The following is a 17,818-nucleotide window of genomic DNA, read 5'->3' on the forward strand; positions in this document are numbered from 1 at the left end:
TCTATTTACGTTGCTGCAAAAATGACCAATTACGGGTTTCTAAGTAATATGATGCAATCACCATATAAATACCCACTAAAAAGATTTGAGCTAATCTAACATAAAAATTACTGGCAACATCTGCATCGGCCGATGCAGCTGTTGAACCCACAACAACCAACAGGGTCGAGAATATACCTGCATAAATCGGGGCTTTGGCGGGATCGCTATAAACTTTGTAACCAAACAACATGGCACAAAGCATCGACAAAGCGATATAGAAACTTAGTGTTGGCACTGTGACTAAAAGATTATAAAAAACTATGGCTAACAACCCGCCAATGCCATTGATAATAATTAAAAACAAGCTGACTTTGACACTTTTCTGGCCCGCGGTTTGCTGCGACAAAATAGCGATCATGATCATCGTTAATAAGGCACCGGTAATTTCAAGTAAATAAAAAAAACAAATAATAGGAAAAGCCATTAATAAAGCACGAAAAGCTTCGTGTTCACGAGACTCTTTATCAAGTTCAGGTAGCTGATATTGATCTTTCTGTTCAGCCAAGTCTGGCAGTAATACATGCAATAGCGCAAATATCAACACAGAAACCACGCCGGATAAACTTAAGCCATAGGCGACGGCCATCGCAGCACCGGGATGCAGTATGGCCAAATATGGCAGAACGATCGTCGCTACAATAAGAATTAATGCAAAAAAATTCCATTTGGGGTGGCTAAATAAATAGTAAGCCCATAGCATGCCAACAGCAATTAGAGGTAATAAAATCGACGGATAATGCGTTGGCCCAACACTGACTAGCCACCCCATGGCAAGGGTAACTAACATGGCAATGAGTAGTTCATAGACTGTTTGTACCGTCGGGGCTTGGCGCTCTACTAGAAACTTAGCCACAAATATCGGCACAATATAAGCCAAAGGCCATGAGAAAATAGCCGATACCGCCACAGCGAGACCAATGCCTAAGGCAAACCTTAATACCCGTCGATTGAGTATTTTTTGTGTGAGCGATTCACTCGTATCAATCACCACTCTACCTGACATAAGATAACCAGCTAATTAAGCGGATCCACAATTTACCAAAAACATTGACGATACTACTGTCATCAGTATAAACAATCACATCAGCCTGGCCACCAACACGTTTAAAGCCTTTTGCTATCTCTTTATCAAAAGTTATTGTTACCGGAAAACGTTGAGATTGTCTTAACCATCCAGTTTGACCTGAGGCTTGTGCTAATTTACCACTCTGCTCGTTCTGTCCCCAATCAATGCCATAATCAATGAAAGCAACCTTGCCTTTAAACACCTTACCTGGGGCAAAATCTAAAGCAAACTCAACATCATCACCAGCCTTCATATTACCTAAGCTGTTTTCTCTATAACTGGCTTCAATCCACACATCTTCAGATGAAATAAAGGTCATTATAGGTTGTCCTGCAACGGCATAAACGCCTTCTTTTAATCTAAAATTAGCTGCAACCCCGCTAGTCGGAGCGATAATATGAGTTCTCTCTAGATTAATCTTAGCTTGTTCAAGTGCTAACAAAGCAGATTTAACATTGGTGTTGTTTTCGCCCTCACTGCCTAGTCTTTCTTTCGATTTAGCTAAATCCGCTTGAGCACTGGCTACACCAGCTTCTGCACTGGATAATTCGGCTCTAGCATTATCGGCATCAGCCTGTGACATTACCCCTTTATCAGCCATAGCAAAAATACGTTTTGACTGAACTTGGGCATTTTTAAGACTTGCTTTAGCACTGGTTACTTTTGCTTCAGAAGCTGTAACATTAGCAGATAATGCCCCCATATTCTGGCCAGCCTGTGTGACATTTTGCTGCGCGGTTTGTAATGCTATTTCATAATCAATTGGATTGATTTTAGCTAATACATCTCCCTCTTGTACCAGTGTATTTGGGATAACAGATATCTCGATAACTTCTCCCGAGACTTGTGGAGTTATAGGAACAACAAAGCCTCTTACACGGCCTAAATCGGTTATCGGTATGAATCTATCGGCAATTAAATGAAAAACAAACAAACCGCATACTACCAATAAAATAATATTGGTAACTTTTCTTATTTTTAGTGTTTTAGCATTATCTTTAGCTATATGTTGTTGAGAAGACTCTTTTGTCACATCTTCAGGCATTGCAGGATCTTCCACGTTTGACGCAGGTTGTTTGTTATCAGTCATACTTATCCTTTGCAGAACTATTCGGTTTACTGACTTTTCGTCTGTAGATGTGGTCCGAAATAGGCAGGGGTTACTAGAGATATAGGGTAATAGCACCCTAATTAATAATTATATAGAGGTCAAAATATCATTTCCCATAACATAGCTAAATTACTGTCGCATTTCCATCTTATTGATTAGTAATCAATAAATCATAACTAAAGTGATGGTCAAATTCAGACAGGATTAAGCCTCAAACAGTATATTTAAACCTACACTGAAAATTTTGTACTAATATTATTTAACTATAGTTTTGAGCACCTTGCTAATCTAATAAAGTCTAATATAAATAGATACTTAAAATATATAACAGCGAATGACTTTTTTTAAAAGGAAACAAAATGAAACCTATACTTATGATTGCTATTGCCACGGCAACTTTAACCTCTAGTGTGTCAGCAAAAGACAACCATGTGGAAGGATATCTCGCTGTATCAGATCAAGTGATTACTGCGCAGCGTGCAGAACTGGCAGAAAATACCGCTAGAAAAGGTTTCGGCCCTCAATCACCTCGTGATATTGATTCTTTGGTCGGCAACAATAAGATTATTTTCAGCCAAGCTCCGGCCTACACCCAAATGAATTTATGTAATATTCATTTTCATAAAAATGCCGAGCACTCTGGCGGTGAATTTACTACCTATGCGGGTAACGGTGACGGTAAAGGTTACTCAACAGGCTTTAAATACTCAGGTAGCATCAGTAAAAAAGACTTATTACCGGTTAAGCAAGCTATTTGCCCAAGTGAACACGGTAATCTAATACCTGGCGATACCATTGAATTGCACTATGTGCATTCCACAGCTCAAGTGAGCCCTGGCCCAACTTTAGGTGCTTGTTTAAGTGAGTCGGTTAAAAATCCACAGTTGAGAGTTGAAACGCAAGTTTTTGTACTAGTGAATAATGCAAAGGCATTAGATTTTGGTCAATTAACCCAGTTAGGCCAAAGCAATGGCTATCACCAGGCATTAAATATTCCATCAAATACAGGTGATGCGATTCAATATGCCGGCTCGACAACAGGCCCTGGATATAATGAACAAGGCTCACCGCTTCAAGTATCGTGGAGTGTTCGTCCAAAAGTGGCTCAGGTGAATATCGCCACTGTGGGTAAATGGTGTGAAAGTAATGTGTTCAATGAAGATCATGCCCATGGCGTAAGAAATCTAGTGACGAATCTTGAGTTATTGTCAGCTGGTCAATAATTTTTAACTTATTAATTTATGAATCAGTAACAGTGGCTATCTGGTCACTGTTACATATCTCCTGCTCAAAAACATTAAACAGCCTTCATTCTACGGATAACAAACTTTTGGACAAAAGCGGGTTGGAAGGTTTCATTTTAATAAAAATTTAATCAGATCCAATTAAATCCTCATAGGTTTGAGATTGACTACAGGTACAGATGATCCAACGAGACGCCGCAAGCACGTCCATGTGGGCTCAACCAAAACATCCTTGTTTTGGATACTCGCTGGCTCATCTGCACCCGCATTATAATCTCTTCGATTTAGCGTCAGTGATGGCTGCGGCAACACTAGAGTTAACTTGTTACTGGACAGAAATGACTTAGTGCAAAGGGTCTAAAGGTAGGTCGTGGGATTAGTAAATGTGGGGTAATTAAGTAAAGTTTACACTGACCCCACATAATTTTATATGGCCATGATGTCAGCGATACAATCTAACCCTGTTTTTAAAGAGACTTATCAGCGGTTAGTTGCGGCAGGAAAACCAAAGAAAGTGGCTATTATTGCCTGTATTAGAAAGATGGTTGTGATCTTAAATTCGATGTTAAGAGATGGTGTTTTATGGGAAGCGCCAAAAGCATAAAATTAACTATTGACGCCATAGTCTCTTGTTAGCCCTTAGTGATGAGAAACAAGATACCAATTATTTTCAATATGTTTTATTTCGGTTGAATCAGTTTCATTTAAATCACTATACTTTTCGGGTGAACCACCCTCAGGAACATATAGATAGCCTGAATAATTATCCATTATTCCTCTAAAAGTGAAGAAGAAAACATAAGTTAAACTTTCATGATTTTCGATGACAATATCATTACCACCGCGAGACAACCCTCGATAATTTTCGCCTAAGTGAATCAAAGAAGAGTTATGATCAACATTTGGTTTTAGTTGACCATTTAATACCTCAGTAACTACTACGTCTCGTTTTTCTTTATTTATAGCGTAATCCACTTTTAGCCATAACATGGTAAATGGAACATAAATTACCAATAGAAACACTGCGACCTGAATACCTATTGGCGCAAAAGTCTTTTTACCAATAGCTTTGAATTTTAATAAACAAGTTAAACTCGATATTATACAACCTATAAAAAGTAACCAAACAGCCCCAGACAAAGGCATCATAAGAAAAACAGTTATGATTTCCACGAGTGACCATTGAAATGCAGATAGTAAAATCAGTAAAAGTGAGCTAATAACAGCAAGATTGAATCTCCATTTTATTTCGCTAAACACGATACTACTCCATGAGGGCTAACGCCTAATTAACAGGCAAAAAATGGTTGGCTAAAATAGGTGAACGTAGTGAACAAAAAGCCAACTGTTTTTTGTCCTTGTTTAATTTCTTGATACTCATTGAGCCCCCTCCCTAGCAAGCCGCATCAGCGGTATGCTTAAGGTGACCAAACCAACAGGAGAAAACTCAATGAGATTTTATAATAACTCACATCCATACTACTGTGGTATCGATTTACATGCACGTTTACTTTATGTCTGTATCATTGATTCTAAAGGGGAAGTTGTAGCTCATAAAAAGATAGGTGCCAGTAAAGATGACTTATTACTCATTCTAGAACCTTATATCGGCAATGTAATTGTCGGAGTTGAGTGCATGCATTGCTGGTATTGGGTGTCAGACTGGTGTGCTGAACTTGGGATTGATTTTATCTTAGGTCACGCCCTGTACATGAAGGCTATTCACGGTGGTAAAACCAAAAATGATAAAGTCGATTCCTTTAAAATTGCCACACTACTGCGTGGTGGTAACTTTCCAATAGCTTATGATTATCCAAGTGAAATGCGCGCAGCTCGTGATCTACTGCGCCGAAGAATGAAGATTGTCCGTCACGGGGCCATGCTCAAAGGTCATGTGGTTAACACCAACAGCCAATACAATTTACCTGCCACTGAACTTAACATTAAAAACATCTCTGCAAGACAAAAACTACGCGAGCAATATCAAAGACCCTATCGTCCAACGCAACATTGATTTAGACATGGCACTACTTGATTGCTATGCCAAGGAACTCGCACAGGTCGAATGGTTTATTGAAAAACAAGCCAAGAACCATAATCCCGTCTATTTAGAATTACTGAAAACAGTACCAGGTATTGGCAAGATTTTGTCACTGACAATCCTCTATGAAATCGGTGATATCAGCCGATTTGAATCAGTACAAAAGTTTGCTTCATACTCTCGATTGGTCAAATGCAAAGCAGAATCAGCGGGTAAAACCTATGGCACCAATGGCAATAAAATCGGTAATGCTCATTTGAAATGGGCATTCTCTGAAGCAGCGGTGCTGTACCTGCGAGGCAATGACAAAGCCCGTAACTACCTTAATCGATTACAAAAACGAATGAGTAAAGCTAAAGCATTATCTGCACTGGCACATAAGCTTGGTCGCTGCGTCTATTTCATGCTGAAGAACAAAACGGTGTTTGATGAACAACGATTCTTAAAAGGATAAGTCGCGCAATAAGGTGAACGTCTAACTAGATACTCTTAAAAAGAGAAGCGAGCATGACCGTGAATGATGTGACTAATGAAGCAATGACTTCTCACCATCATCACTATGCCAAATGCTATTTAAGCTACATTGCCTGCACTTGATTTTATAAAGAATGACACCTTATTGGCGCGCATTAATAAATACAATCAACAAAGTCGTTTACACCCTAAATGAGCCTGAAACTAACTGTGCAAAAAGCACCTCTGACTTGAATAGTGCCATCTTAGGGTTAACCGATAAATGTTTAGTGCCCCTGATATTTCAACGGATTGAAAAGCGCCAGGCAGCGATAAGATCGCACTAAGAGAGCCTCTATATGTGTTTGCTGTAAACGATGATTTGAAAGCTAAATGACAGACGAAGTAGATGAATTTGTTGATTGATTTTAATTTGACTGCAAAAGCAGTCAAATAAGTTAGGCTCGCCTATTGACTGGCGGAAGGCTCATATGTGTTAGGTACGCCTTTCAACACGCCATGGTGGATTAATACGGTTTTCTCCTGCCCAATAGAGCTTTATTTTATGACCAGAAGGATCATGTAATATTGCCTCTCGCCACAGGTAACTTTGATCAATAGGTTCTTGGTAAAAGTTAAAACCTTTTACTTTTAATTCATTAACCCAATCATCTAATTGTTCGTGCTCAAAGTAAATAACTGTGCCACATAGAATCTTTGAATTTTCTAATGAGAGTGAAAAAGTTGAATCACCATCAGGGCATTCGAAACGGGCATAATGTGGTGTATCTACTATTTGAGTAAAGCCTAAATCACGGTAGAACTTAGTAGACATTTCCATATCATTAACGGGTAATGTAACTTGATTTAAATTCACCGAACCTCCTTGTGTACCTAACGCTTTAAACAGCGGAAAGTCCGATCGCTTTGGCCGTTGTTTGGCCTGCGAGGGATTTTCCGATGATTTAACTTGTTATGTAACATGTGTCATGAGCCTTTCATGATGTTTTGATTAAGCTCTTCAAATTCCTGCATTAATTTATCGCAGGCAGCCTTTTTAGCCTGACAAAGAGCTGTCATTTGAATATAAACACTTTGGTTTTTCTCAAGCACTGTGCGCTTTACTGCTGCTGGATGCGCAGGGTGCGAATCTGGAGTAAACGACCATAAGACCATATTAGAGCCTTCTTGGTCTTCGATGATTGTCCATCCGCCTTGCACACTAGTTTTCGTCCCATCTTTATTTTTTAATGCTTCCAAAGCTAGGGCGACTGTTTTAAAACCAATTGAGCTATTTTCATCAGCATATGACGGGGCAGAAAGTAATGCAGCCAAACAAATTACTATGATTCCAAATTTCACATTACTCTCCTTGTTACATAACGCTTTAAACAGCGGAATGACCGAACGGTTTGGCCGTTGTTTGGCCTGCGAGGGATTTTCCGATGATTTAACTTGTTAGGAGACATTTACCAAAATGCCTCAACTTGACTGATTAGAGTTTCAACGGATATGTCTGTACCCACCAGTTTTTTACCACTTAAATTCACCCCCACAACCCTATTTTTTTGATTAATGAGTGGTACGAATAATTCTTTAAATTCAGCCCATTTAACTCCTCGTGGCTCGACACTAGAAAGTAAACCTGGGTTCAGTTTTTTTAACCGAAGGATTCTAGATTGTGATGACCATACGGGAAATGAAACAGAATCATTGGGCAAGTCAAATTCTAACAGTGTGTCATTGGGTAGTGTTCCAAACCAGACGATTTGCGTATCCGCTACTTCCTCGTAGAATTTATTAGCTTGCGCCACTCCTGAACTCACTTTGTCTCCTAACAGTTAAATGATGCGGACCCAAAGAACCGCATATTAATTTTTATATTTGCTTTTTTGCACAGATATACCCTGCAATAAGCTTTTTATTCTCAGCCGTTAAACGCGGCATTGTGCACTCCCTTACCCATTCTAAAGCAGTTTTACCTGCAAGGTCTCTTAAATCAGGTTGGGCACCATTTAACATTAGTAGTTTAACTATGTTTGGATAACCAGACGTAACCGCTCTAATTAGAGGAGTCGTACCCTCGCAATGTACGTTTAAATTAGCGCCATTTTTAATGAACAGACAAACAATATCTTCCGCACCACATTGAATTGCCATTATCAAAGGCATGCCATTTGGATCTGCACCATCGGAGAGTAAAGCAATGACTGAATCTAGATCGCAATCAGCGGCTTGAATTAAAGCGTCATTTAGCTCCTTCTGATTCAAACTCTACTCCTAAGCTTACGAGCAAATATAACGCCGCATTAAGCGGACAAAAATAGTGGGTTACAATGTGTAGCGAAGCGAAACGTAACCCACTGTTTTTTGTTCCGTTTAAATGCCTTGTATGGATAATAAACCCACCTAATTACACATCATTCCCAGTTTCGGGTAATGTGAGACCCAGGCTTTAGCTGCAACTAAAGCTTTCATTTGTCGTAGTTCGATTGAGTGCTGGATCCTCTATTGAGAGACCGATAACAAGAAAGAACGCGACAAACGACTCCAAGCAAAATACTCGAATAGTCTACTGGGTCTCGAACCCGCATTTGCAAGCAAGAGTTAGCTTATTATGAAAACAAAAACTAATCAAAACATTAACGTCGGTGTCGATACTGGCAAGTTCCAACTCGACATTTATATTCGACCTCTCGATATCTATTTCACCGTGTCTAACGATGAAAAAGGCATTAAAGAAGCGGTGAGGCTCATTAAAAAACACCACCCAGAACGTATTGTCATTGAAGCGACGGGACGGCTTGAAATGCCGTTTATTATGGCTTGTGCGAATGCTAATTTACCCTTCGTAATCGCTAATCCTGTACACATAAAACGCTTTGCCGGTGCAATTGGCCAACGCGCTAAAACTGACAAGCTAGATGCACAGCTTATCGCCCATTATAGTGAAGCGATTAAACCTCGGCTATCGACACTAAAGCCAGAGATAATGCAGGCTATGAGCGATTTAGTCGGAAGACGAAATCAACTATTGGTGATGCAAACTATGGAGAAGAACAGACTTCAAATTCTTCCGAAAGAACTAGCGATGACTATCAAACCTATTCTGACTGTGTTTAAAAATCAGATTACAAAAATTGAAACTAAAATCGTTAATCTCATCGAATCAAACCCTGACTACCAAGCTAAAAATATCATCCTGCAAAGCATGAAAGGCATAGGTAAAATTGCTGCTGCGTCCATCATCAGCAACCTACCAGAATTAGGTTATATCAATAACAAAGAAGCCAGCTCATTAGTTGGTGTTGCACCCATGAATAAAGAAAGTGGACGTTTCAAAGGGCATAGTGTAGTGGTCAAGTAAAATTGGCCACGGTTTTAGAGTCATTCCAATATAAACGTTCTGACTCATTTGGCGTTAACCCACCATTATATTGATGGGGCCTAGTTTCACTGTAATATCCAGTGATGTAATTTGTGATCGCTTTGTCTGCTTCTGTAAAATTCCCATAACCATTTACAGGTACCCATTCAGATTTCAAACTTCTAAAGAAACGCTCCATTGGTGCGTTATCCCAACAATTCCCGCGACGACTCATACTTTGCTCAATCTGAAGACGCCATAATAACTGCCTAAATTTCAAGCTAGTATAATGCGAACCCTGATCACTGTGATAAATCACATTCTCAGGTTTACCCCTTAACTCAAACGCCATATTCAAGGCTTTGCACGTCAGTTCACTATCTGGCGATAATGACAAAGCCCATCCCACAGGTTTGCGGGAAAATAAATCTAGAACAACCGCTAAATATGCCCAACGATTACCGACCCAAACATACGTCACGTCGCCACACCACACTTGATCTGGTTGGGTAACAGCAAACTGTCGATTAAGCGTATTAGGGATAGCTACATGCTCTTGTGTTGCTTTCCTATAAGCATGCTTAGGCTGCTGACAACTGACTAACCCAAGCTTTATCATGAGATTACGGGCTCGATAACGACTAAGTTTAATCCCTTTGTTAGTCACTAATTGCGCTATCGTTCGAGCACCGGCAGAGCCATTACTAATACGATGCGCGGTCTTCACTTCACTGCATAAAATTGTAAAATCAGCATCAATATGCTCTTTTCTTTTTAGCCAATATTTATAGCTACTTCGATGCACTTTGAATGCATTACAAATTGTGAGAATAGAGTGGCTCTGCTTGAGTTGGCTGATTAGCGCAAATTGTTCATCGAGTCTGACATCAAGAGAGCGGTAGCCTTTTTTAGGATAAGATTATGCTCCTCAATACGTGCTATGTGTTTCTTCAACTCACGAATTTCAATTTGTTCAGGGGTAATGGGAGAGGCTTTTGGCGTGCCACCCTGGCGTTCTAGTTTTAACTGTCTCACCCATTTATCCATGGTTGATTTACCCACGTTCATCGCCTTTGCAGCTTCGATGATGCTATGGTTTTTATCTAGGACTAATTGGGCTGCTTCAAGTTTGAATTCAGGACTAAATGTTTTTCGGGTTGTCGATCTCATGTGTTCACCTAAAGTAATTTACGAGGTAATAATATCACCTCTATTTAGGTGGCCAAAATAACTATGCCACTACATAGAAAGATCCAAGGGGGTCGGCATCAAGTGAGAACGGTTTTATACATGGCCATGATGTCAGCGATACAATCTAACCCTGTTTTTAAAGAGACTTATCAGCGGTTAGTTGCGGCAGGAAAACCAAAGAAAGTGGCTATTATTGCCTGTATTAGAAAGATGGTTGTGATCTTAAATTCGATGTTAAGAGATGGTGTTTTATGGGAAGCGCCAAAAGCATAAAATTAACTATTGACGCCATAGTCTCTTGTTACATGTACCTACCACTGGATATGTATTTTGGTTCCAGTTTCTACTAAGTCCATAAATTCATCCATTTCTGAATTGGTCAAAGCAATGCAACCATTTGTCCAATTATACTTTTGCGTAATTGAAGAAAACCACCCAAGCCAATTACGTTGCCCGTGAACCATAATAAAACCGCCAGCAGACAAACCTTTAGACTCTGCATTCTCAATATCCTGAGCATTTGGATATGAAATATGCATTGCTCTGTAGAATGATGAATCTTCTTTTTTATAATCTAAGGTATAAGTGCCTTCAGGAGTTTTTTCATCGCCTTCTTGCTCTTTATGCCCTTTCGGATTTTTACCAAATGCTACGTGATATTCCTTAACAACTTTACCATCAGCCAGTAAGTACATTTTGCTATCAGATTTATCTACTTTTACTAAATCGACACCCGCGAAGACAGAAGATGAAAATAATATATAGATTAGAAAGAAATATCGCATATTTACCCGTACATGTAACAGCTTATTGAACGGCTCGACCGATAAAGCCGCCCGTTTAAGTTATTGATTAATATCATCCTACATTTCCTATGTCTTTGAAGTAAAGCAATTTAATGACGGGTACATTCAAATATAAAACTAAAATTGCGCGTTAAAAGTGTCTGCGCCAAATGTAAAAAAATAAACCAAGCAAGATCAATATATTAGAGCAGCCCTATTTTTCTCGACATAGTCCTTTAGACTGCTTTTTGTTCACTTATTATTGTTATTCCGTCAAAACCCATTATAACTGTATATAAATACAGTACAGGTAACATAAAGGGGGAAATGATGGCGGGATCGGGATATTTAGAAGCGATTAGACAACAAATTAGAGTAAGGCATTACAGCTACTAAACTGAAAAGTCATACCTTTATTGGAACCGTTATTTTATAAGATATTTTAAGTTTACTGCTGCAAAGCATATTTTACCTACGCACATTGAACAGTTTTTATGTTTTCTAGCAAACGAACGGCGAGTGTCTAGCAGTACGCAACAGTAAATTAGTAAATTAGTAAATTAAATTAAATTAAATTAGTTGGGTCAGGGTAAACATTTTAGGGGAGTTAATAGGCACATGTTATTGAATGGTTTGTCTTCCGTAAATGGCGCACTCGATGATAGTGTTCGAGGTGACCCTACTTTGTCCTTAAGTTTTCATACTCTAATCTACTTTATAGCATTAATTCAATGTTTTAATACAAGTCATATTGGTCCGATTAAGTAAGTTCGTGACTTCAATCTAATCAATTGCATGCCGCAAGTTCTTATGCAGATGATATTTTCGCCTCTTCGATTTAACTTCATTTGTAACAATTCTATAAGAAAAGCTGGGATGTCCAGTTTGAATTGAGGTCATCGAGACTCTTTATTCCGAGAACCCGTGAGCTTGGCATGGATACCACGCTAGCTTTCGTTGGGCCAGGGACGGCCAATCGGAAGCGTTAGGATATTTTTTATATTAGGTGACAATGGCCGAAGCCGGATACAGATGAAGTTGAAAGCTGGATCGATCCCCATCGAAAATTATGCGCCTTTCAGCATTTTTCGTCTGGGGCGGCAGGGCCTAATTCTTTAATTAAAAGTAAAGAGGGTATTGCTGTTGATACCCTCTTGGTCTGGTGTGGGTGAAGCGCCACGACGTTGGTGGCCGCAGGCCATATTTCCAAACAAAGCTTGGGGCAAAAACGTATTACAACATTTCTTTATTTTGAACAAAAGAGCGCTAGTAATTATCAGACGTTAATAAACGGACGTGTGGTGCTGCAACCAAATTAATATTATTTACCCAACCAATTGTATCTAATTTGTTACGGAAAGTAGGTGTGGTATTTATTTTCAGTCGCTTAGCGAGTAGTATACTTTTGCATTAGGCTTAAAGAGCCAAGGATGGTCGGTAAAGTATTTACAGGGCAGTTAAAGATACTTCACGCTTGTTTAATCCGCTTCCCGCCCCATTCCAACTCAAAAAAGCTTAACCCTTTGATTAAAAATATTAAAAAATATAACCTGACTCTCTTGGTTTAGCCATTAGATCAACATAATAATGTAGTAAGGATATTACATGACCTTAGTTCCAAATAAGTGGCTAGTACCCGTCGCGATAGCTATAACGTTTTCGTTAACGGCTTGTGGTGGTAGCTCAAATTCAGCCGATATTGAAGTAATTTCACCACCTCCACCGCCGCCACCTCCACCACCACCTCCACCACCACCGCCGCCTCCACCGCCGCCACCTCCACCGCCGCCTCCACCGCCTCCACCGCCTCCACCGCCGGTGACTGTAGGTTTGTCTGGTAAGGTCATTGACGGTTATGTATCTGGTGCAACTGTGTGGTTAGATATCAATGGCAACAGTATTTTTGATGTAGATAGCGAGCCATCTGCAATATCTGGTGCAGCGGGTGAATATGCGTTTGAGTTCACTCCAGAACATGCTGAATGTGTCCCATATTCAACTATGTATGTGGATGTGCCTGTGGGCGCGATAGATGAAGATACTGGCCCTGTGACAGAGGCTTATCAGATGGCATTGCCGCCTTCTATTACCCCGCTAACAGATGATGAAATCCGTCATATATCACCACTAACATCGCTATTATGGGAGCAAATCTCTGCCAAGCTAAAAGCAGCTCAACAGCCTATTTTAAGCTGTGAGAATTTAAAAAATAATGTTCAGCTCACAAATGACCTGCAAAATGAAATTCGATTAGTAATGATATACTTAGTGACTCATTATAATCTTTCTGAAGAACAAATTTTTGCTGATTTTATCGCCGATAATAATACTCAAGCCTATGAAATAGCTCAGGCTATCGTCAAAGGGTTAAAGGCCTCTTTTGGCCATAAAGCGAATATACAAGCACAATATCCTGACGCTGTAGAAATTCGAGTCATTATTTATCAAGATAAAAATAAGGATGAAAAATATCAATTCGATAATGCTTGGTACCGAGAGACTTTTGTCAGCCTATCAGACGGTTGGATACTGAACATTGTTAAAATGGAACAAGACTTATTTGAAGTCGATATTATCTTGTCTGACGTAGTTGCCCACAATAGTAGTTGGGGAGATCAAACATTCGCGGGGAAATTACAGATCCGTAAAGATGCTTACTACGATATAGAGCGTGGATATAATTGCTCGGCTTCTGAACAGATCACCTTTAAAAAAGATAATATTGAGTATCAATTAACTAACATCCCTAAATTTAATTCTGTTAATGCAATGTCTGAGTGCACGCAAAATCTTGAGGTTCCTCTAGATCGCATGCATACGGTGTCGTTTTCCGAAAATGGCATGGACTACTTTGCTGAATTTATTTTCCGTGAGGCGGATCCTGAATTTGCGTCATTGCCTGACTGGATAAATATGAAGGATAAGGCTCAACAGCTTAATGCTACCGAACTTATCGAGCATTTATCTATTCTGCCAAAGGGCTGGGATGAGCACGTGTCGATTGACACTTACCATTGGCGTAAACGGATGAATAACAGCATGGTGCAAATTGATAAGAATAGTTTAGGTGAATGGACTAAAGCCACGCGTCAGGACGACGGTACGATGATTAATGAATGCAGCACAGATGGAGAAATCTGGACTGGCTGTAATTAATATTCTCTAAAACAAGTCTACCCTGGTTGTCATGTTAACAATAATGCCTTTACTATTAAGTGAAGGCATTATTTTATCTAACCTGAACCTAAACCACCTTTTAAAAGCTGTGCAGCCATAGCAACTCGTCTTTTTCACCCATTAACGATTCTTTTTAGGGTAAAAACAACAAAACTAAATATTTTATACGCTTGAGACATCTTCAGGCAGAGAGTGTCTAATCATCACTGCCTATGATATTCCTCAGGCGGCTAAAGTATAAATTTTTGGTGAATGGAATTTACATTACAAAGGCATAGACATAAAAAAGCCCCGACATAATGTCGAGGCTTTTTTATCCATCACTCTTTTTTAATTTTGCAATTAAAAAGAGTCTAATAATGGTACCCGAGGCCAGACTTGAACTGGCACGCTTATTCAGCGAGGGATTTTAAATCCCTTGTGTCTACCGATTCCACCACTCGGGCAAACTGTTGTTTAAACTGTATTGTACAGTAGAAACTCAATTTGGAGCGACATATCGGGTTCGAACCGATGACCTATACCTTGGCAAGGTATCGCTCTACCAACTGAGCTAATGTCGCTGAATCTTTATCGCATCTGGAAATACTTTACATAAACTGTATAAGTTCCCCTGATTGCGGGTTCGCATTCTACCGTTTTCACTTTCAGAGTCAACCAATAAAATAACAATTATTGGTTATTTTGAGTTAACTGCTGAATAAACGTTCATCACTGTTTAAAAGTTAACAGATAGACCTAAAAATAGAAAAAGTACCCTAAGGTACTTTTTCTAAATATCCATTCCCTGCTCGTTAAACGACATCAGGGACTGAGTTATCTATTGGCTATTTGGTAAAGATAAGGTGGTTAATCCAAGCATTTTTTGCATAACACCAACAACTTGACAGCTATAACCAAACTCGTTGTCATACCAAACGTATAAAATGGCACGTTTTCCTTCAGCAATAGTCGCTTGAGAATCAATCACACCGGCATAACGTGAACCAACTAAGTCACTTGATACAATTTCTGTCGATTCTGTAAAATCAATTTGATTCTGCAATTCAGACAATAAAGCCATATCTTTTAAGTATTCATTTAAGTCATGACGGTTAGTTTCAGCATTTAAATTGACACTAATTATCGCCATAGACACGTTAGGCGTTGGGACGCGGATCGCATTACCGGTTAATTTACCTTCTAATGCAGGTAGCGCCTTAGAAACAGCTTTAGCGGCACCGGTTTCTGTGATCACCATATTAAGTGGTGCACTACGACCACGACGATCGGCGCTATGATAGTTATCAATTAGATTTTGATCATTGGTGTACGAGTGAATCGTTTCCACATGACCATTTTCAATTCCGTATTTATCGTTTAATGCTTTAAGCACAGGCGTTATCGCATTGGTAGTACAACTGGCCGCAGAAACTATGGTGTCTTCAGGCAGAATATCATTATCATTAACACCATGAACCACGTTCTTGATTGCGCCACTCGCTGGTGCGGTTAATAAGACTTTTGCCGCGCCAGGACTCTTAAGATGTAAGCCAAGACCTGCTTCGTCTTTCCAAATACCAGTATTATCAACAATTAAAGCATCTTTAATACCGTATTGAGTGTAATCAACTTGATCTGGTGAATTAGCATAGATAATTTGAATATAAGTACCATTAGCAATAATGGCATTATTTTCTTCATCAACTTCTACCGAACCATTAAAAGGACCGTGTACTGAATCGCGACGCAGTAAACTTGCACGCTTCTCTAAATCACCCTTCTTACCACCACGTAACACAATGGCACGTAAGCATAGTTTATTACTTTTACCTGTACGTTCTATTAATAAACGCGCGAGTAAACGACCAATACGTCCAAAACCGTATAACACCACATCACGTGCTGGTGTATCATCGCCATAGTTCATTCCCGCTGCGAGTTCAGTCGCCATATAAGCTTCTATTTGGCTAGCATCGCTATGGTCACGCCAATAATTGACGGCTAATTTACCAATATCGACTTTACACTGCTTGACAGCAAGCTTGCTAAGAGCTTGAATAAATGGGAAGCTTTCACGTAGTCGTAATTTATCACCTACATGACGACGAACCAAACGGTGAGACTTGATGATTTCAATGGTTGATGCGTTTAATAATGGCTTGCCGTATACCACAACTTCGACACCTTGGTTACGATATAACTTACCAAGTAAAGGTTGCATGGCCTCTGCCATTTCAAAACGTTCTTGCCAGCTTTGTAGATGTTTATCTGCGCTCATGTAGGGTTCCTTTATCTCACTTTTCTTTAAATAGTTTTAGAAAGGTTTGAGTAACAAAAAGAAAAGACCAATAATTAGTGTATTGATGGGGAGTCATCCCCGCTAGGTCGGCGTCATTGTAATGAAATCTGCTGCATTTCGCCAGTAACTAATTTTCGCTAAACCTGTAATTTTATTAGACAATTACTCGCCAGGAGCCTCTTTTGAAGCAAAATCTAGTAATAATTACATCATTTAGTTTTTTTATAGGTTTTTTAGGCCTTTTGGGCTGTGAAAATGACCGAAACAGCGACATGATTTGTAAAAATAATCCTGAAATTTGTGCCGATTTACACCAAGATAGTTGGTGTCGATTTGAAAAAGCCGACCTAATCCGCCATAGACTACAATTAAAGCAAACCGAAAATCCGACTGGTCTGCAACTTTATCAACAACTCATTCATCTGGAAAACTACAGTAATTGTGTCGAATTAGCCGCTGGAGTTCAGCACATATTAAATCCGCAGCGAACCCAAGAACGTGCAAGAGCCTTTGCTGTTAGCACTCAAACACTGAGTGAATTACGTGACTATACCAAGGACAATCCAGATATTTACTTAGCTTATTACCGTTGGATACGATTTAACGATAAACCATCACAGGATATCGTTATCAAACATTATCAAAATGGCGCAATTGACGATCCAGAAATACTCAGTCAATTAGCAGCTTATTTTGTTCGTGTATCTCCAATGGATGCTAAACGGATATACCGCTTTTTATTTACCACCGTTGCCGCTGAACAATTTAATCCAGACTGGTTGTTAGGTTTGGCCAGTGTTTTTCAGCAACAACAAAATTTTGAATACGTATATTTGTTTACCAAGGCCAATTCGTTAATGACTGATAATCAAATTGATCAAAAGCAACTCAACGGATTAGTCAATGGTAATACTGAATTAGCGACAGTTTTAGATACACAAGCGCAAGCCTTAATCATCGACATAAAAAGCGCTAATTTTGCCAATTCAATCAGTGCTCAGTTATTAGAAGATAAATAAGATATGCATGAACACTTTCAATTTCCTGTCTAAAAAAGCCA

14 protein-coding genes, 2 tRNA genes and 5 pseudogenes are annotated in these 17,818 nt (G+C 39.4%); 8 read left to right on the top strand and 13 right to left on the bottom strand.

The annotated features are described in order from the left end of the window. Position 1: 1 nt before the first annotated feature. Together ACRWQM_RS09180 and ACRWQM_RS09185 are read right to left on the bottom strand one after the other, a co-directional pair. Positions 2-1,045, bottom strand: coding sequence for a DUF2955 domain-containing protein (locus tag ACRWQM_RS09180; RefSeq protein ID WP_434929774.1), 1,044 nt, complete (start codon positions 1,043-1,045; stop codon positions 2-4). Further along, entirely contained in the window at positions 1,035-2,198 is a 1,164-nt protein-coding gene (locus tag ACRWQM_RS09185) for an HlyD family secretion protein (protein WP_434929775.1), read from the bottom strand. The genes ACRWQM_RS09180 and ACRWQM_RS09185 overlap by 11 nt, the downstream gene beginning before the upstream one ends. 380 nt (positions 2,199-2,578) lie before the next feature. Between ACRWQM_RS09185 and ACRWQM_RS09190 the strand changes: the two genes are divergently transcribed. Both ACRWQM_RS09190 and ACRWQM_RS09195 read left to right on the top strand, forming a co-directional pair. Continuing rightward, positions 2,579-3,442, top strand: a complete 864-nt coding sequence (locus ACRWQM_RS09190) for a delta-class carbonic anhydrase (protein WP_434929776.1) — start codon at positions 2,579-2,581, stop codon at positions 3,440-3,442. Between the two features lie 448 nt (positions 3,443-3,890). Further along, a pseudogene (locus tag ACRWQM_RS09195) lies at positions 3,891-4,067 on the top strand (IS110 family transposase); the annotation flags it as partial. Positions 4,068-4,102: 35 nt separating this feature from the next. Here the strand turns inward: ACRWQM_RS09195 and ACRWQM_RS09200 are convergent. After that, a complete protein-coding gene (locus ACRWQM_RS09200) occupies positions 4,103-4,723 on the bottom strand; it encodes a hypothetical protein (RefSeq protein ID WP_434926070.1) in 621 nt (206 codons plus the stop codon). 190 nt (positions 4,724-4,913) lie between these two features. On the opposite strand from ACRWQM_RS09200, the pseudogene ACRWQM_RS09205 reads away from it, so the two are divergent. Continuing rightward, a pseudogene (locus ACRWQM_RS09205) lies at positions 4,914-5,958 on the top strand (IS110-like element ISShfr7 family transposase). A 495-nt stretch (positions 5,959-6,453) separates the two neighbouring features. On the opposite strand, the gene ACRWQM_RS09210 reads toward ACRWQM_RS09205, so the two are convergent. The 4 genes from ACRWQM_RS09210 to ACRWQM_RS09225 form a co-directional block, all read right to left on the bottom strand. Beyond that, complete coding sequence (locus ACRWQM_RS09210; RefSeq protein WP_434929777.1) at positions 6,454-6,834, bottom strand: VOC family protein; 381 nt, start codon at positions 6,832-6,834, stop codon at positions 6,454-6,456. Between the two features lie 110 nt (positions 6,835-6,944). Beyond that, positions 6,945-7,319 carry a molecular chaperone DnaJ gene (locus ACRWQM_RS09215; RefSeq protein ID WP_434929778.1) on the bottom strand — a complete coding sequence of 125 codons (375 nt, stop codon included), beginning with the start codon at positions 7,317-7,319 and terminating at the stop codon, positions 6,945-6,947. Positions 7,320-7,426: 107 nt separating this feature from the next. Beyond that, complete coding sequence (locus ACRWQM_RS09220; RefSeq protein WP_434929779.1) at positions 7,427-7,783, bottom strand: DUF2750 domain-containing protein; 357 nt, start codon at positions 7,781-7,783, stop codon at positions 7,427-7,429. Positions 7,784-7,835: 52 nt separating this feature from the next. After that, positions 7,836-8,228 carry an ankyrin repeat domain-containing protein gene (locus tag ACRWQM_RS09225; protein WP_434929780.1) on the bottom strand — a complete coding sequence of 131 codons (393 nt, stop codon included), beginning with the start codon at positions 8,226-8,228 and terminating at the stop codon, positions 7,836-7,838. Between the two features lie 346 nt (positions 8,229-8,574). Between ACRWQM_RS09225 and ACRWQM_RS09230 the strand changes: the two are divergent. Then, a pseudogene (locus ACRWQM_RS09230) lies at positions 8,575-9,306 on the top strand (IS110 family transposase); the annotation flags it as partial. Between the two features lie 10 nt (positions 9,307-9,316). Here ACRWQM_RS09230 and ACRWQM_RS09235 read toward each other — a convergent pair. Then, a protein-coding gene (locus tag ACRWQM_RS09235) for an IS3 family transposase (RefSeq protein WP_434929781.1) occupies positions 9,317-10,494 on the bottom strand; the annotation gives its coding sequence in 2 pieces (ribosomal slippage) (positions 9,317-10,236 and positions 10,236-10,494; 1,179 coding nt in all). A gap of 75 nt (positions 10,495-10,569) precedes the next feature. Between ACRWQM_RS09235 and ACRWQM_RS09240 the strand changes: the two are divergent. After that, positions 10,570-10,788: pseudogene (locus ACRWQM_RS09240) on the top strand (IS110 family transposase); the annotation flags it as partial. A gap of 38 nt (positions 10,789-10,826) precedes the next feature. Here the strand turns inward: ACRWQM_RS09240 and ACRWQM_RS09245 are convergent. After that, a complete protein-coding gene (locus ACRWQM_RS09245; protein WP_434929782.1) occupies positions 10,827-11,300 on the bottom strand; it encodes a L,D-transpeptidase family protein in 474 nt (157 codons plus the stop codon). Positions 11,301-11,708: 408 nt separating this feature from the next. On the opposite strand from ACRWQM_RS09245, the pseudogene ACRWQM_RS09250 reads away from it, so the two are divergent. After that, a pseudogene (locus ACRWQM_RS09250) lies at positions 11,709-11,843 on the top strand (phage integrase N-terminal SAM-like domain-containing protein); the annotation flags it as partial. A 1,058-nt stretch (positions 11,844-12,901) separates the two neighbouring features. Here ACRWQM_RS09250 and ACRWQM_RS09255 read toward each other — a convergent pair. After that, positions 12,902-13,147 (bottom strand): hypothetical protein, encoded by a 246-nt coding sequence (locus ACRWQM_RS09255; protein ID WP_434929783.1) that lies wholly within the window; start codon positions 13,145-13,147, stop codon positions 12,902-12,904. Here ACRWQM_RS09255 and ACRWQM_RS09260 point away from each other — a divergent pair. Beyond that, a complete protein-coding gene (locus ACRWQM_RS09260; RefSeq protein WP_434929784.1) occupies positions 13,131-14,456 on the top strand; it encodes a hypothetical protein in 1,326 nt (441 codons plus the stop codon). The genes ACRWQM_RS09255 and ACRWQM_RS09260 overlap by 17 nt on opposite strands. Positions 14,457-14,837: 381 nt before the next feature. On the opposite strand, the gene ACRWQM_RS09265 is transcribed toward ACRWQM_RS09260, so the two are convergent. The 3 genes from ACRWQM_RS09265 to ACRWQM_RS09275 all read right to left on the bottom strand — a co-directional run bounded on the left by ACRWQM_RS09265 (position 14,838) and on the right by ACRWQM_RS09275 (position 16,737). Continuing rightward, positions 14,838-14,923 (bottom strand) — tRNA-Leu (locus tag ACRWQM_RS09265). A gap of 41 nt (positions 14,924-14,964) precedes the next feature. Then, positions 14,965-15,040, bottom strand: a tRNA-Gly gene (locus ACRWQM_RS09270). Between the two features lie 257 nt (positions 15,041-15,297). Continuing rightward, on the bottom strand, positions 15,298-16,737 hold the full coding sequence (locus tag ACRWQM_RS09275; RefSeq protein WP_434929785.1) for a glyceraldehyde-3-phosphate dehydrogenase: 1,440 nt from the start codon (positions 16,735-16,737) through the stop codon (positions 15,298-15,300). 203 nt (positions 16,738-16,940) lie between these two features. On the opposite strand from ACRWQM_RS09275, the gene ACRWQM_RS09280 reads away from it, so the two are divergent. Then, complete coding sequence (locus ACRWQM_RS09280; protein WP_434929786.1) at positions 16,941-17,777, top strand: DUF2989 domain-containing protein; 837 nt, start codon at positions 16,941-16,943, stop codon at positions 17,775-17,777. Positions 17,778-17,818 lie beyond the last annotated feature (41 nt).

It is taken from the genome of Shewanella sp. HL-SH5, from assembly GCF_051163755.1.
Classification (GTDB): domain Bacteria; phylum Pseudomonadota; class Gammaproteobacteria; order Enterobacterales; family Shewanellaceae; genus Shewanella; species Shewanella glacialimarina.